The organism is Stenotrophomonas sp. GD03777 (genome assembly GCF_029842485.1).
In the GTDB taxonomy this organism is placed as follows: Bacteria; Pseudomonadota; Gammaproteobacteria; order Xanthomonadales; family Xanthomonadaceae; genus Stenotrophomonas; species Stenotrophomonas sepilia.
On record NZ_JAOCGL010000102.1, the window covers coordinates 1 to 13,567 of the forward strand.

The window sequence follows — 13,567 nt, forward strand, 5'->3', positions numbered from 1 at the left end:
GGCTGATCACAGGCCACGCTGAAATGAGAAACCCCGGCCCAGGCCGGGGTTTTTCTTTAAAAAAGGGACGGAGGGGATTAAGTCGTTTTCGCCCCTTCGACACATGGCGTGGCGAAAACGACTTAATCCCCTCCGTCCCCTTTTGCGTGGCGCTGGAAAGCGGCGGGCGTGGTGCCGGCCATGCTGCGGAAGAAGGCGATGAACGGGCTCTCGGCGGAGAAGCCAGTGTCCTGCGCCACATGCGCGACGCGATGCCCGAGCAGCAGCAGCTCCATGGCCCGCATCAGGCGCCATTGCTGGCGCCAGGCCTGATAGCCCATGCCGGTATCACGTTGCATCAGCCGGCCAATGGTGCGCACGCTCAGACCCGCGCGCTCGGCCAGCTCGCCCAGTTCGGGCGGCACCTGTTCGGCCAGCGGCAGGCAACGTGCAATGCGTGGATCACGCGGCAAAGGCAGGTCCATCGGCGCCACCGGTGCAGCGGCGATTTCCAGCACGCACAACGCCAGTTGATGGTGTGCGCGCGGCAATTGCCAGTCATGGTCGAATGGTGCCTGCGCGATCGGCTCCAGCAAGGCCTGCAGCAGCGGACCTACGCCGATGATCGCCGGTTGCCGGGGCAGCTGGGCCGACAGGGTGGCGTCGAAGTACAACGAACGGTAGTCGACCGCCTGGCGCATCTGCGCGCGATGGCGCAGCCCGCCCGGAATCCACGCCGCGCGCGCAGGCGGCAGCAGGCTGATGCGATCACCGTAGGTCAGGCGCGTACAGCCCTGCCGGGTGTAGAGCAGCTGCGCACGTGCATGCTGGTGCCAACCTGAATCGTGATCCGCCAGTGACGCCGCGATCCCCAGCACCGGAGCGCTCCAGGCATCAGCGTCGAAGGGCGTGTCCGGCTGCAACCAGGCCATGTCCGATTTCATATATCCAATGACAGGATGGAGAGAGTGCGCCATTGCAGGCGCGACCACAATGCGCGGCCCTGTTCGTGGAGCGCCCGCATGTCGCGTCGCCTGTTGTTGCTCACCATCGCGCTGCTGATGTTTCCCCAGCTGGCGCAGACCCTGTACAGCCCGGCACTGGCCGATCTGGCCAAACGCTTCGCCCTGCCGCCGGGTACCGCCAGCCAGGCCATGAGCCTGTATCTGTTCGGCTTCGCTGCAGGCGTGCTGCTGTGGGGGCGCCTGGCTGATCGTATCGGTCGTCGCCCGGCCCTTCTCTGTGGCCTCGGCGTCTTTGCCGTGGCTGCACTGTGCGGCCTGCTGGCTGGCAGCTTCGGCCCGGTGTTGCTGGCCCAAGCGCTGGCTGCGGTCGGCGCCGCCGCCGCTTCGGTGGTCACCCAGACCGTGCTGCGCGACCATCTGCAGGGGCCGGCGTTGGCGCAGGCATTCTCCTGGATCGGCATGGCCCTGGCCCTGAGTCCGGCCATCGGCCTTGCACTGGGCACGCTGCTGGTCGCCGCCCATGGCTACGTCGGCGTACAGTCCGGCCTGCTGCTGATCGCTGCCCTGCTGGCAGTCGCATGCCTGGCGGGCCTGCGTGAAAGCCGCCCTGCACATATCCCGCACACGCCCATGCTGCCGCTGCTGCGGCAACTGCTGCGCGATCGCTGGATCTGGTCACAGGCGCTGCTGGTGACGGCGTTCAACGTGGCGATGTACAGCTGGTATGTACTCGGCCCCTTCGTGTTTGCGCGCCTGCACTGGCCCGCCGTCTGGTTCGGCGCCAGCGGCGCGGTGCTGGCACTGGGCTCGGCATTGGGCGCGTGGGGCAATGGCCGCCTGCTGCGTGCAGGCGTTGCCACAACAACGCGCATCCGCATCGCCGCAGGCCTGGTCCTCACGGGAGGCTTGCTGGCCGCGTTGCTGCATGATCACCCTGCCCTGGTCGCGGCGATGGTCCCAGTGGTGACGGGCTTCGGCCTGGCCATTCCCAATGTGCTCGGCCAGGCCCTGCGCGGCTATCCACACTGTCTCGGCAGCGCAGGCGCGCTGTTCGGCCTGCTCTACTACCTGTTGATCGGTGCGGCAATGGCGCTGGTCGGTGCAGTGCAGCTGCTGGGACCGACGCTCATCGTGTGTGGCCTGCTGGCCTTGTGGTTGCAGCGACGGCGTCCCGCTGCGACCTAGGAATTGCTGCAAATGGAGCGCACTGTGCGCGGCTTCCGGGAACGGCTTTGATTCGCTGGCTATCGTGCGCGCTGTCCCACCCAAGGCAGATGCCCATGATCACCATCACCGCCGAACAGGCCCGCGCCAATGCTGACGCCGCCAAGCGCCCGATCGAGCTGTTCTACCGCGACCTCGACAACGCCATCCAGGCCGGCTCGGAAAATGGCCGTCGCTACATCGTGTTCGGCTTCAGCCAGGTAATGGCCAGCGAGCAGCTCGTCGAAGACGCGGTCGCACAATTGCTGAAGAATGGTTTCGATGTCGAACGGCTGTTGAGCGACTCCGAACAGCACTACATCCGCATCAGCTGGGGAATTGCCGAGCCGACGCGCCTCAGCGCCGGCTGATGGTGAAGGCAGCGCCGTCCACGCCCAGGTCCCAGCCCTTGCCGGTGCCGGACAGGGCCAGCGAGATGTCGCCCTTGGTCATCACCTGCGCATTGCTGGATTTCACTGCGCCGGCATGCGCACCGACCGAGGCGTAGGTGCCCAGCAGCTCGTTGACGCTGACCGCGCCGGTGAAGCTGCCACGCCCATTGGTGATCTTCGACTTGCCCACGGTCAGGCCGCCGCCCTTCACTTCGATACGCACCGGCATGCTGGCGCCATTGCTGCAGGTGACCGTGCCATTGCCGGAGGCGGTCTTGTAGATCAGCGACCAGCCGGACAGGTTGTAGCGCAGCTGGCAATCGAGATTGCCGGCGGCGTGTGCAGCAGGGGCCAGCGTGGCAGCAGACAGGGCCAGCAGCAGGGCGAAGGGCTTGTTCATGGCAGGACTTCCAGTTCGGTCGGACTGCCGGCGAATCTAGCAGCGCGCGCGTGCACGTTGGATGCAGGCGCGCGCGCTGGTGCGGCGTTGTTCAGGCCGTGGCTCAGGCCTGTTCGTCCAGGTGGAAGGCATCGGCATCGAGCATCGCCGGGAAGCGCGCGCGATGTGCGGCCAGGGCATCGGCCGAGATGGTGGTGGTCACCACCTGTTCGCGTTCGCGGATCTCCACCTGCGGCTGGCCGAGGAAGTCGATCACCGCGCTGTCGCCGGCGTAGTGCAGCTGCTTGCCGTCGACGCCGATGCGGTTCACCGCCGCCACGAAGCACAGGTTCTCGATTGCCCGCGCACGCAGCAGGGTCTTCCACGCATAGGCGCGCGCCGACGGCCAGTTGGCGACGAAGATCTGCAGGTCGAAATCCAGCTGCTGCGGGCGTTCGACGTTGTAGCGGTTGCGGCAGAACACCGGGAAACGCAGGTCGTAGCAGACCTGCGGATTGATCCGCCAACCCTTCCATTCCACGCTCAGGCGCTCGCGGCCAGCAGCATAGCGTTCGTGCTCGCCGCCGTAGCGGAACAGGTGGCGCTTGTCGTAGTACTGCAGCTCGCCCTCGGGCGTGGCAAACAGCAGGCGGTTGTACACGCCCTCGCCGTCGCGCAGCTGCACGCTGCCGATCACCGCCGCGTCCAGCGCCTTCGCTTGTTCGCGCACCCAGGCCACGGACGGGCCGTCCATGCCTTCGGCCTGGGCAATGGCCTCGTTGGAGAAACCACTGGTGAAGGTCTCCGGCAGGATCACCAGGTCGGTGGTGCCGGCCAGCGGCGCCAGCAGCGCGCCATAGTAGGCACGGTTGCCGGCCGGGTCGTGCCAGCGGGTGTCGCCCTGGACGAGGGAAATGCGCAGGTCCTGCATGTCTACGCCTCCGCTCACAGCAGGCGCAGGCGTTCGATCGCCGCGTCCATGGTCGCTTCGTTCTTGGCGAAGCACAGGCGCACCAGGCGCTGGCCGGCCGGCGGAGTCTCGTAGAACGGCGACAGCGGAATGGCAGTGACGCCCTTCTCGATAGTCAGCCACTTCACGAATTCGTGGTCCGGCAGGTCGCTGATGGCCGAGTAGTCGACCAGCTGGAAGTAGCCGCCCGGGACCGGCAGCGCCTTCAGGCGGGTGCTGGCCAGCTGCTCGCGGAAGCGGTCGCGCTTGGCCTGGTAGAACGCGCCCAGTTCCAGGTGGTGTTCCGGCTCATCGCGGATCATCGCGGCGAAACCGTACTGCGCCGGGCCGAAGCTGGTGAAGGTGTTGTACTGGTGCACCTTGCGGAACTCGGCGGTCAGCGCCGGCGGGGCGATCGCATAGCCGATCTTCCAGCCGGTGCAGTGGTAGGTCTTGCCGAAGCTGGAGATCACGAACGCGCGCTCGCGCAGTTCCGGGTAGCGCAGCGCTGACTCATGGCGACGGCCGTCGTAGATGATGTGCTCATACACTTCATCGGAAATCAGGTAGATCTGCGTGCCGCGCAGCAGTTCGGCCAGCGCCTGCATGTCCTGCGCCGACAGCATCGCGCCGGACGGATTGTGCGGGGTGTTGACGATCAACATGCGGGTGCGCGGGGAGATCGCTGCACGCACGCGATCCCAATCGACGGCGAAGGTCTGCGGATCGAGCGACACATGCACCGCCTTGGCGCCGGCCAGGTCGATCGCCGGCTCGTAGCAGTCGTAGGCCGGGTCGAGCACGATCACTTCCTCGCCCGCACGCACCACGGCGTGGATGGCGTTGAAGATGGCCTCGGTGCCGCCGCTGGTGACGGTGATCTCGCTGTCCGCATCCACCTGCGCGCCGTAGCAGTCCAGCGCCTTCTGGGCGATGGCCTGGCGCAGCGGGGCCACGCCGGTCATCGGCGGGTACTGGTTCAGCCCGGCGGCCATCGCCTTGGCAGTCTCATCGATCAGGCGCTGCGGCGCGGAAAAGTCCGGGAAACCCTGGCCCAGGTTGACCGCGCCGTGTTCGGCGGCGAGCTGGGACATCACGGTGAAGATCGTGGTACCGACCTTGGGCAGCTTGGTGGTGGGTTGCATCGGCCTGGACTGTGGGGAACAAGGCCTCCGAGTTTACGCAATCCGCGCGTCGGTGGTGCCGGCCGCTGGCCGGCAACCTCGGCTGGCAGTTGGAGAAATTGCCAGCCAGCGGCCGGCACTACCCTGCGAATTCACCGCTACAATTGCGACCGCACTCCGGCATGAAGACCCCTGCCCCTTGAACACCCCTGCATTGCTGGCCGCCAGCGGCCTGAGCTTCTCCCGCAATGACGAGCCGGTGTTCGGCCCGCTGGACTTCCATGTGGACGCGGGTGAAGCCCTGCTGGTGCAGGGTGGCAACGGCGCCGGCAAGACCACCCTGCTGCGCGTTCTGGCCGGCCTGGCCCGGCCCGGCGCCGGCCAGGTGCGGATCGACGGCAAGCCCTCCAGCAACGCAGAGCGTGCGCGCTATGTCGCCTATCTCAGCCACCTGCCGGCGCTGAAGCCGGACCTCGGCACGCTGGAAAACCTGCACTTCCTGTGTGGCCTGCACGGCCGCCGTGCGCGGCAGATGCCCGGCAACGCGCTGGCCATCGTCGGCCTGGCCGGTTACGAGGACACTCTGGTACGCCACCTGTCGGCCGGGCAGAAGCGGCGGCTGGCACTGGCGCGCATCTGGCTGTCGCCGGCGCCACTGTGGCTGCTCGACGAACCCTACGCCAACCTCGACCTGGAGGGCATCACCCTGGTCAACCGGATGATTTCGGCGCACCTGCGCGCCGGCGGCGCTGCGCTGGTCACCACCCATGGCGCCTATGCCGCACCGCCGGTACGTACCCGCCAGCTCGACCTCGGCGGTGCCGCATGATCGCGCCGGGTACCGAACCAGGCCTGTGGCAGACCGCAGGCGCCCTGCTCAAGCGCGACCTGCGCCTGCTCTGGCGCCGCCGCGGCGACGCGCTGCAACCGCTGCTGTTCGCGGTGCTGGTGGTGGTGCTGTTCGCGCTGGCCCAGGGTCGTGAGCCACAACTGCTGGCCGCCACCGCCGGCGCCGTGCTGTGGCTGGCCGTGCTGCTGGCGGGACAGCTGTCGCTGGATTCGCTGTTCCGTTCCGACGCCGAAGATGGCTCGCTGGAGCAATGGCTGCTGGCGCCGGTGCCGCTGCCCTGGCTGGTACTGGTGCGCGTGCTGCTGCACTGGGCCACCACGGCACTGCCGCTGATCGTGGTCAGCCCGCTGCTGGCCGAAATGCTGCATCTGCCGCATGACCAGCTGCCGGTGTTGCTGGCATCGTTGCTGCTGGGCACGCCCTTGCTGAGCCTGATCGGTGGCGTGGTCGCCGCACTGACCGTTGGCATCCGGCGCTCTGGTATTCTCGTGGCGCTGCTGTCGTTGCCGCTGTACGTGCCGGTGCTGGTGTTCGGCGCAGGCAGCCTGGCGGCAGCCGGGCGCGGGCAGGATCCGGTCGGTGCGCTGCTGATGCTGGGCGCCGGCCTGCTGGTCGCGCTGGTGCTGGCGCCGCTGGCCACCGCCGCTGCAATACGTATTTCTCTGAGTTGACCGAGCTGAGAGCCAATCCACCCCTGCTGGATAGCCGCCACGCATGAATCCGATTGTCCGCTGGTTCCACCAACTCGGTTCGCCTCCCACGTTCGACCGTTTCGCTGCCCGCTGGTCGCGGGTGTTCTACCTTGCTGCAGTGCCGGTGCTGCTGGTCGGCATGTGGCAGGCGCTGCTGGTGGTGCCGCCTGAAGCCAAGCAGCTGGACAGCTTCCGGATCCTCTACATCCACGTGCCCAGTGCCTGGATGAGCCTGTTCGTGTTCGCGCTGATGGCGCTGTATGCCGCGATCGCGCTGATCTGGCGGATCAAGGTCTGCGAGATCCTGGCCATGGCCTGCGCGCCGATGGGCGCCGGCTTCACCCTCATCACCCTGCTGACCGGCAGCATCTGGGGCAAGGGCACCTGGGGCACCTGGTGGGACTGGGACCCGCGCATGACCAGCGAACTGGTACTGCTGTTCCTGTACCTGGGCGTGATCGGCCTGTACCACGCCATCGAAGACCGCCGCAGCGCCGCGCGCGCCGCTGGCCTGCTGGCGATTGTAGGTGTCAGCCTGCTGCCGGTGATCCGCTATTCGGTGGACTGGTGGGGTGGCCTGCACCAGCGCCAGTCGATCAGCGTGTTCGGTGAATCGGCGATCAGCAGCGCGATGATCGCGCCGCTGTGGTGGATGGTGATCGGCACCAAGTTCTGGTTCGCCGGTTCGGTGCTGGCCAAGGCCCGCGCCGACAATCTCGACCGCGAGGCCGGCAAGGCCTGGGTCGGCGGCCGTGTCGATGCCGCGCGCGCCTCCCGGGAGGCCCAGCCATGACCCACCTGCCCTATGTGATCGGCGCCTACGCCGTATTCGTGCTGGTACTCAGCGCCGATGCCCTCGGTTCGTGGCTGCGCCTGCGCGTGGCGCGCCGGCTGGCACTGGCCCGCCAGCAGCGGCAGCAGACCCGCGCTGGCAGGCAGGACGCGGCGACGACGCTGTCGACGGAGCTGGAACGATGACCCCGGTGCAGCGTCGCCGCCTGGTGTGGGTGCTGCTGGCCCTGCTCGCCTCCGGCCTGGCCACCGCGCTGGTGGCGATGGCGCTCGAGCGCAACATCGCCTACCTGTACACCCCTTCGGAAGTGCTGCGCGGCGATGTCGATGCACAGTCGCGTTTCCGCTTGGGCGGCATGGTGGTGAAGGGCTCCTTCAACCGCCCGGTCGGCTCGCTGGAGGCGCGCTTCGAAGTGACCGACGGCGATGCACAGCTGGCGGTGACCACCTCGCGGATCCTGCCGGACATGTTCGCCGAAGGCACCGCGGTGGTCGCCAGTGGCCGCCTGCAGGACGGTGTCTTCGTCGCCGACGAAGTGCTGGCCAAGCACGATGAGAAGTACGTGCCGAAGGAAGTGGCCGACAAGATGGGCGATGCCCATCGCAAGCACGACGTGCCGGTGACGGCCCCCGAGGTGCGCTGAGTGCTGCCCGAACTGGGTCAGATCCTGCTGTTGTGTGCGTTGCTGGCCTCGCTGCTGCAGGCCGGCCTGCCGCTGGTCGGTGCGCATCGCAACAACGCGGCATGGATGGCAGTGGCGCGGCCTGCCGCCTTCGCGCAGCTGCTGCTGTTGGCCGGCGCGTTCGCGGTGCTTACCGCCGCGTTCGTGCAGCAGGATTTCTCGGTGCGCTACGTGGCCGAGAACTCCAATTCGCTGCTGCCGATGATCTACCGCTATTCGGCGGTGTGGGGTGCGCATGAGGGCTCGCTGCTGATGTGGGCGCTGGTGCTGGCATTGTGGACCGGCGCGGTGGCGCTGTTCTCGCGGCACCTGCCAGCACCGGTGCAGGCGCGCGTACTGGCGGTGATGGGCATTGTCAGCGTCGGCTTTCTCGCCTTCCTGATCTTCACCTCCAATCCGTTCCTGCGCCTGAACCCGGCACCGCTGGAAGGCCGCGACCTCAACCCGCTGCTGCAGGACCCGGGGCTGATCATCCATCCGCCGATGCTGTACATCGGTTACGTGGGTTTCGCGGTGCCGTTCGCGTTCGCGGTGGCAGCGCTTCTGGAAGGCCGCGTCGACGCCCGCTGGCTGCGCTGGACGCGGCCCTGGACCAACGTCGCCTGGGGCTTCCTGACTCTTGGCATAGCGCTGGGCAGCTGGTGGGCCTACTACGAGCTGGGCTGGGGCGGCTGGTGGTTCTGGGACCCAGTGGAGAACGCCAGCTTCATGCCATGGCTGGTCGGTGCGGCACTGATCCATTCGCAGGCCGTCACTGAAAAGCGCGGCACGTTCGGCAGTTGGACCCTGCTGCTGGCGATCGCGGCCTTCGCGCTGTCGCTGCTGGGCACCTTCCTGGTGCGCTCCGGTGTGCTGACCAGCGTGCATTCGTTCGCCGCCGATCCGTCGCGTGGCCTGTTCATCCTGGTGTTCCTGTCGGTGCTGGTCGGCGGCAGCCTGCTGCTGTACGCGCTGCGTGCCAGCCAGCTGAGCGTGGACGCCGACGATCCGCGCCGTGGCTTCACCGCCGCCTCGCGCGAGACCCTGCTGCTGGCCAACAACCTGCTGCTGGCCACCGCCTGCGCGATGGTCCTGCTGGGCACGCTGTACCCGCTGCTGGCCGATGCGCTGTCGCTGGGCAAGATCTCGGTCGGCCCGCCCTACTTCGGCAGTCTGTTCCTGCTGCTGATGGCGCCGATGATCCTGCTGCTGCCGTTCGGCCCGCTGGTGAAGTGGCAGCGCGACCAAACTTCGCGTGCATTCGCGCTGCTGGCGCCATGGCTGGGGCTGGCCGTGCTGCTGGGCGCGCTGGCCTGGTGGCAGGCGCCGCAGAACGGCTGGAAGGCCGGCATCGGCGTCGCCGCTGCGGCCTGGGTCGCACTCGGCACCGCACGCTTCGTCTGGCAGCGCCTGCGCGGCAATGGCCGCTTCACCGCCGAGATGCTCGGCATGATCGTCGCCCACGCCGGCATCGCCGTGTTCCTGGCTGGCGCGCTGCTGGTCGAAGCGCTGAACGTGCAGCGTGAAGTGGCGCTGGCACCGGGCCAGCATCTGGTGGTCGGTCGCTACGAAGTGCGCTTCGAGGGCGTGGACCATCGCGAAGGCCCCAATTTCATCGCCGACCGCGGTCACCTGCGGGTGTTCCGCGACGGCCGCGAACGGGCCCTGCTGCACCCGGAGAAGCGCCAGTACGCCAGCGGCGGCCAGGTGATGACCGAGGCCGGCATCGATGCACGCTTCGACGGCGATGTCTACGTGGCATTGGGCGAGCCGCTGGGCAACAATGCATGGGCGGTACGGGTGCACATCAAGCCGTTCGTGCGCTGGATCTGGCTGGGCGCGCTGTTGATGGCCCTGGGCGGATTCATCGCCGCCGCCGACCGCCGTTTCCGTCGTCCGTAGGAGTTTCCATGTCCGAGTCCTCTGCCCCGCGCTCCTCCCGCCCGCTGCCGCCGGTAGCCATCGTGATCGGCGTGCTGTTCTTCTTCGGCCTGCTCGGGCTGATGATCTACGGGGTGATGAAATCGGGTGACCCGCAGCGCGACGTGCTGCCGTCTGCGCTGATCGACAAGCCGGCACCCGCGTTCGCGCTCCCGGTGCTGCACGATCCGGAGATGATCGTGCACAGCGACGACCTGCGCGGTGCGCCCTACCTGCTGAACGTATGGGGCAGCTGGTGCGCGGCCTGCCGCGAGGAACACCCGGTGCTGACCCGCTTCGCGGAAAGCAAGCGTGTGCGCGTGATCGGCTACAACTGGAAGGATGATCCGAAGGACGCGCTGCACTGGCTGGAGCAGCTGGGCAACCCGTTCATGGTGGTGCTCAGCGATGTTGAGGGCCGCACCGCGATCGACTGGGGCGTGACCGCTGCGCCAGAAACCTTGCTGGTTGATGGCAGTGGCATCGTGCGCTGGAAGTACAGCGGAGCGATGACCCAGCGCGTGGTCGACGAGAAGCTGATCCCGGCACTGGAGAAGATCGAGAAGGCCCAGGGCAGTGCCGGCAACACCCTGCATACGGCGCCCTGAGCCGATGCGCTGGCTGCTGGCGCTGCTGCTCCTGATGCTGCCGCTGGCCGCGCTGGCCCAGCAGCCGCTGCACGATCCGCAGCCGCTGCAGTTCCGCGATGATGCCGAGGAACGCCGCTTCCATGACCTGGCCGCGCAGCTGCGCTGCGTGCAGTGCCAGAACCAGTCGCTGGCCGATTCGAACGCGCAGATCGCCCAGGACCTGCGCCGCGAGGTGCTGCAGCTGATGCAGCAGGGCCACGACGACGCGCAGATCAAGCAGTTCCTGGTCGCCCGCTACGGTGAGTTCGTGCTCTATCAACCACCGTTGCAGCCGGGCACCTGGCTGCTGTGGGGTGGCCCCCTGCTGGTGCTCGGCGCCGGTGCACTGGTGGTGCTGGGCATCGTCCGCCGACGTGGACGCACCGTCGGCGCGGCGCCGGCCGGCAAGGCCGATGAAGGAGACGAATGGTGAACCATTGGCTGCCGGTGCTGGCCGGCCTGGTTGCTGCGCTGATGGCAGCACTGGTGCTGTGGCCGTTGCGCCACCACGGTCGTCGCGGTTTCGTGGTCGGCGTGTTCGCACTGGGCGTGGCCGGTGCCTGCCTGTACCTGCTGGTCGGTGATCCGCGTGCAGCACAGGTACAGCCGACGCCGTCGGTAGCCACCCTGCGCGATGGCGTGCAGGCCCTGCAGGATGCACTGAAGCGCGACCCTCAGCGTGCCGATGGCTGGGCATTGCTCGGGCGTTCGCAGGCAGAACTGGGCAATGCCTCAGCTGCGGCAGACGCCTTCGCGAAGGCCGCCGAATTGGCACCGGATGATCCTGGCGTGCTGGTGGAAGCCGCGCAGGCGCGCGCGCAGGCTGATGCCGGCAAGCAGTTCGATGACACCGCGATGGCCTGGTTGCAGCAGGCACGTACACAGGCCCCTGACGCCGAGCGCGCCAGCTGGCTGCTGGGCATCGCCCTGCGCCAACGCGGAAAGAATGCCGAGGCCGCGGATGTGTGGAGCGGCCTGCTGCCGCGACTGGAACCGGGTGCCGCGCAGGCGCTGCAGGCGCAGATCGCGATTGCCCGCGAGGCCGCAGGCCAGGCACCGGACGCGACGGCAGTCGCTGCACCGGCGCTGTTGCAGGTGCGTGTGCAGCTGCCTGCGTTGAAGCGCACCGAGTGGCCGGCCAGCACCCAGGTATTCGTGCTGGCCCGCGCCGTGGGTGGACCGCCGATGCCGGTGGCCGCACGCAAGCTGCCGCTGAGCGGATTCCCGGACACGGTCGGGCTGGGCGACGGTGACAGTCCGATGCCAACCGCACCGCTGTCGGCCCATCGCGAAGTGGAAGTGCTGGCACGCATCTCACGCACCGGCAGCGCCAACCGCAGCGAGGACGACCTGCAGAGCGTTCCGGTGAAGGTAAGCCTGCCGCATGAAGGCGTGGTGGAACTGCGGTTTCCCTGACTTGTAGAGCCGAGCCCACGCTCGGCTGCGATTGGCTTGCCGGCGCCCGCCAGCCGAGCATCGGCTCGGCTCTACAGCAGATCCACGCCATGCGTGGATACGACGGTCCGGTCCGCGTCCACCCGCTGCTGGAATCCAGCGTGTCGCCAGCTGCACATGCGGCCCCGCTAGAATGGCTGCATGACCGAATTCATCCCGCCCGGCACCCGCTTCCACGCCCTGCCTTCGCCCTTCTCGTTCAAGCGCGGTGGCGCCCTGCACGGCGCGCGCGCGGCCTACGAGACCTGGGGAACGCTGGCGACTGACGCCAGCAATGCGATCCTGATCGTGACCGGCCTGTCCCCAGACGCGCATGCAGCGGCCAACGAGGCCAACCCGGCACCGGGCTGGTGGGAAGCGATGGTTGGCCCCGACAAACCCATCGATACCAACCGCTGGTTCGTGGTGTGCGTGAATTCGCTGGGCAGCTGCAAGGGCTCGACCGGTCCTGCCTCGCTCAACCCGGCCACCGGCCAGCCGTATCGTCTCGACTTCCCCGAGCTGTCGATCGAAGACGGCGCGCGCGCCGCCATCGAAGTCGTGCGTGCGCTGGGCATCGAGCAGCTGGCCTGCGTGGTCGGCAACTCGATGGGCGGCATGACCGCGTTGGCCGTGCTGATGCTGCACCCGGGCATTGCGCGCAGCCACGTCAACATTTCCGGCAGCGCGCAGGCGCTGCCGTTCTCCATCGCGATCCGCTCGCTGCAGCGCGAGGCAATCCGCCTTGACCCGCGCTGGAATGGCGGCCACTACGACGACGACGCGTATCCCGAGTCCGGCATGCGCATGGCGCGCAAGCTGGGCGTGATCACCTACCGCTCGGCGCTGGAGTGGGATGGCCGCTTCGGCCGCGTGCGGCTGGATTCGGACCAGACCGACGACGATCCGTTCGGCCTGGAATTCCAGGTGGAAAGCTATCTGGAAGGGCACGCACGGCGCTTCGTGCGTTTCTTCGATCCGAACTGCTACCTGTACCTGAGCCGCTCGATGGACTGGTTCGACCTGGCCGAGTATGCCGACGGCGACGTGCTGGCCGGGCTCGCGAAGATCCGTGTGGAGAAGGCGCTGGCGATCGGCGCGAACACCGATATCCTGTTCCCCGTGCAGCAGCAGCAACAGGTTGCCGATGGCCTGCGCGCCGGCGGCGCCGATGCGCACTTCATCGGCTTGGAATCGCCGCAGGGCCATGACGCCTTCCTCGTCGATTTCGAACGTTTCGGCCCGGCCGTGCGCGGCTTCCTCGACGCATTGTAAGTGGCGTGGCGGCGTAACCTCGCACTGGCCGCGTTCGGCGCGTTGATCGCGCTGATGATCAGCGGCGTGCTGCCGCTGTGGCTGGGCGGCTGGTGCCTGCTGGCCAGTGCGGTGTCGTTCGGCCTCTATGGCCATGACAAGCGCGCGGCGCAGCGAAAGCAGTGGCGTATTCCCGAGCGCACCCTGCAGCTGCTGGCCTTTGCCGGTGGCTGGCCCGGCGCACTGCTGGGCCAGGCGATGTTCCGCCACAAGCACCGCAAGGCCGCGTTCCAGTGGGTGTTCTGGCTGTGCGTGCTGGCCAACGTGGCCTCGATCGCGGTGA

Annotated in this window: 17 protein-coding genes; 13 read left to right on the top strand and 4 right to left on the bottom strand. The window is 67.8% G+C overall.

Annotation, left to right across the window (positions count from 1 at the left end):
• Window positions 1-122 precede the first annotated feature (122 nt).
• Window positions 123-911 (bottom strand): helix-turn-helix transcriptional regulator, encoded by a 789-nt coding sequence (locus N5E02_RS17175; protein WP_065178278.1) that lies wholly within the window; start codon window positions 909-911, stop codon window positions 123-125.
• Window positions 912-1,001: 90 nt separating this feature from the next.
• Between N5E02_RS17175 and N5E02_RS17180 the strand changes: the two genes are divergently transcribed.
• Window positions 1,002-2,129 carry an MFS transporter gene (locus N5E02_RS17180; RefSeq protein ID WP_164093188.1) on the top strand — a complete coding sequence of 376 codons (1,128 nt, stop codon included), beginning with the start codon at window positions 1,002-1,004 and terminating at the stop codon, window positions 2,127-2,129.
• A 95-nt stretch (window positions 2,130-2,224) separates the two neighbouring features.
• Entirely contained in the window at window positions 2,225-2,518 is a 294-nt protein-coding gene (locus N5E02_RS17185) for a hypothetical protein (protein WP_065178276.1), read from the top strand.
• On the opposite strand, the gene N5E02_RS17190 is transcribed toward N5E02_RS17185, so the two are convergent.
• From N5E02_RS17190 to N5E02_RS17200, 3 genes are all read right to left on the bottom strand, one after another.
• The gene (locus N5E02_RS17190; protein ID WP_065196629.1) at window positions 2,505-2,939 is read right to left on the bottom strand and encodes a hypothetical protein; all 435 of its coding nucleotides are present in this window, start codon (window positions 2,937-2,939) and stop codon (window positions 2,505-2,507) included. The genes N5E02_RS17185 and N5E02_RS17190 overlap by 14 nt on opposite strands.
• 103 nt (window positions 2,940-3,042) lie before the next feature.
• Complete coding sequence (locus tag N5E02_RS17195) at window positions 3,043-3,849, bottom strand: amidohydrolase (protein ID WP_065186055.1); 807 nt, start codon at window positions 3,847-3,849, stop codon at window positions 3,043-3,045.
• Window positions 3,850-3,863: 14 nt separating this feature from the next.
• Entirely contained in the window at window positions 3,864-5,012 is a 1,149-nt protein-coding gene (locus N5E02_RS17200; protein WP_065186054.1) for a pyridoxal phosphate-dependent aminotransferase, read from the bottom strand.
• A gap of 178 nt (window positions 5,013-5,190) precedes the next feature.
• Here N5E02_RS17200 and ccmA point away from each other — a divergent pair, with 178 nt between their 5' ends.
• From ccmA to N5E02_RS17255, 11 genes are all read left to right on the top strand, one after another.
• Entirely contained in the window at window positions 5,191-5,820 is a 630-nt protein-coding gene (ccmA, locus tag N5E02_RS17205; protein WP_065178272.1) for a heme ABC exporter ATP-binding protein CcmA, read from the top strand.
• Window positions 5,817-6,512, top strand: a complete 696-nt coding sequence (ccmB, locus tag N5E02_RS17210) for a heme exporter protein CcmB (RefSeq protein WP_164093190.1) — start codon at window positions 5,817-5,819, stop codon at window positions 6,510-6,512. Before ccmA ends, ccmB begins: the two co-directional genes overlap by 4 nt.
• A 43-nt stretch (window positions 6,513-6,555) precedes the next feature.
• On the top strand, window positions 6,556-7,326 hold the full coding sequence (gene ccmC / locus N5E02_RS17215; RefSeq protein WP_005417651.1) for a heme ABC transporter permease CcmC: 771 nt from the start codon (window positions 6,556-6,558) through the stop codon (window positions 7,324-7,326).
• Window positions 7,323-7,511, top strand: a complete 189-nt coding sequence (locus N5E02_RS17220) for a heme exporter protein CcmD (protein ID WP_005417652.1) — start codon at window positions 7,323-7,325, stop codon at window positions 7,509-7,511. The genes ccmC and N5E02_RS17220 overlap by 4 nt, the downstream gene beginning before the upstream one ends.
• On the top strand, window positions 7,508-7,969 hold the full coding sequence (ccmE, locus tag N5E02_RS17225; protein ID WP_005417653.1) for a cytochrome c maturation protein CcmE: 462 nt from the start codon (window positions 7,508-7,510) through the stop codon (window positions 7,967-7,969). Before N5E02_RS17220 ends, ccmE begins: the two co-directional genes overlap by 4 nt.
• Window positions 7,970-9,889 (top strand): heme lyase CcmF/NrfE family subunit, encoded by a 1,920-nt coding sequence (locus tag N5E02_RS17230; RefSeq protein WP_111097854.1) that lies wholly within the window; start codon window positions 7,970-7,972, stop codon window positions 9,887-9,889.
• 8 nt (window positions 9,890-9,897) lie between these two features.
• Window positions 9,898-10,515 (top strand): DsbE family thiol:disulfide interchange protein, encoded by a 618-nt coding sequence (locus N5E02_RS17235; RefSeq protein WP_279946541.1) that lies wholly within the window; start codon window positions 9,898-9,900, stop codon window positions 10,513-10,515.
• Window positions 10,516-10,519: 4 nt separating this feature from the next.
• Complete coding sequence (locus tag N5E02_RS17240) at window positions 10,520-10,969, top strand: cytochrome c-type biogenesis protein (protein WP_005417657.1); 450 nt, start codon at window positions 10,520-10,522, stop codon at window positions 10,967-10,969.
• Window positions 10,963-11,952 carry a cytochrome C biogenesis protein gene (locus N5E02_RS17245; protein ID WP_111097856.1) on the top strand — a complete coding sequence of 330 codons (990 nt, stop codon included), beginning with the start codon at window positions 10,963-10,965 and terminating at the stop codon, window positions 11,950-11,952. Before N5E02_RS17240 ends, N5E02_RS17245 begins: the two co-directional genes overlap by 7 nt.
• Window positions 11,953-12,132: 180 nt before the next feature.
• A complete protein-coding gene (locus N5E02_RS17250) occupies window positions 12,133-13,245 on the top strand; it encodes a homoserine O-acetyltransferase (protein WP_111097857.1) in 1,113 nt (370 codons plus the stop codon).
• On the top strand, window positions 13,246-13,567 hold a 322-nt coding region (locus tag N5E02_RS17255; protein WP_279946542.1), incomplete at its 3' end, for a DUF1294 domain-containing protein.

Bases quoted from the DNA above. Each gene is read 5' to 3' on its own strand.
- N5E02_RS17235 (WP_279946541.1), top strand. From the start codon at position 9,898: ATGTCCGAGTCCTCTGCCCCGCGCTCCTCCCGCCCGCTGCCGCCGGTA.
- N5E02_RS17175 (WP_065178278.1), bottom strand. From the start codon at position 911: ATGGCCTGGTTGCAGCCGGACACGCCCTTCGACGCTGATGCCTGGAGC.
- N5E02_RS17250 (WP_111097857.1), top strand. From the start codon at position 12,133: ATGACCGAATTCATCCCGCCCGGCACCCGCTTCCACGCCCTGCCTTCG.
- N5E02_RS17240 (WP_005417657.1), top strand. From the start codon at position 10,520: ATGCGCTGGCTGCTGGCGCTGCTGCTCCTGATGCTGCCGCTGGCCGCG.
- ccmE (WP_005417653.1), top strand. From the start codon at position 7,508: ATGACCCCGGTGCAGCGTCGCCGCCTGGTGTGGGTGCTGCTGGCCCTG.
- ccmC (WP_005417651.1), top strand. From the start codon at position 6,556: ATGAATCCGATTGTCCGCTGGTTCCACCAACTCGGTTCGCCTCCCACG.
- N5E02_RS17180 (WP_164093188.1), top strand. From the start codon at position 1,002: ATGTCGCGTCGCCTGTTGTTGCTCACCATCGCGCTGCTGATGTTTCCC.
- N5E02_RS17185 (WP_065178276.1), top strand. From the start codon at position 2,225: ATGATCACCATCACCGCCGAACAGGCCCGCGCCAATGCTGACGCCGCC.
- N5E02_RS17245 (WP_111097856.1), top strand. From the start codon at position 10,963: ATGGTGAACCATTGGCTGCCGGTGCTGGCCGGCCTGGTTGCTGCGCTG.
- N5E02_RS17190 (WP_065196629.1), bottom strand. From the start codon at position 2,939: ATGAACAAGCCCTTCGCCCTGCTGCTGGCCCTGTCTGCTGCCACGCTG.
- N5E02_RS17220 (WP_005417652.1), top strand. From the start codon at position 7,323: ATGACCCACCTGCCCTATGTGATCGGCGCCTACGCCGTATTCGTGCTG.
- ccmB (WP_164093190.1), top strand. From the start codon at position 5,817: ATGATCGCGCCGGGTACCGAACCAGGCCTGTGGCAGACCGCAGGCGCC.
- N5E02_RS17200 (WP_065186054.1), bottom strand. From the start codon at position 5,012: ATGCAACCCACCACCAAGCTGCCCAAGGTCGGTACCACGATCTTCACC.
- N5E02_RS17195 (WP_065186055.1), bottom strand. From the start codon at position 3,849: ATGCAGGACCTGCGCATTTCCCTCGTCCAGGGCGACACCCGCTGGCAC.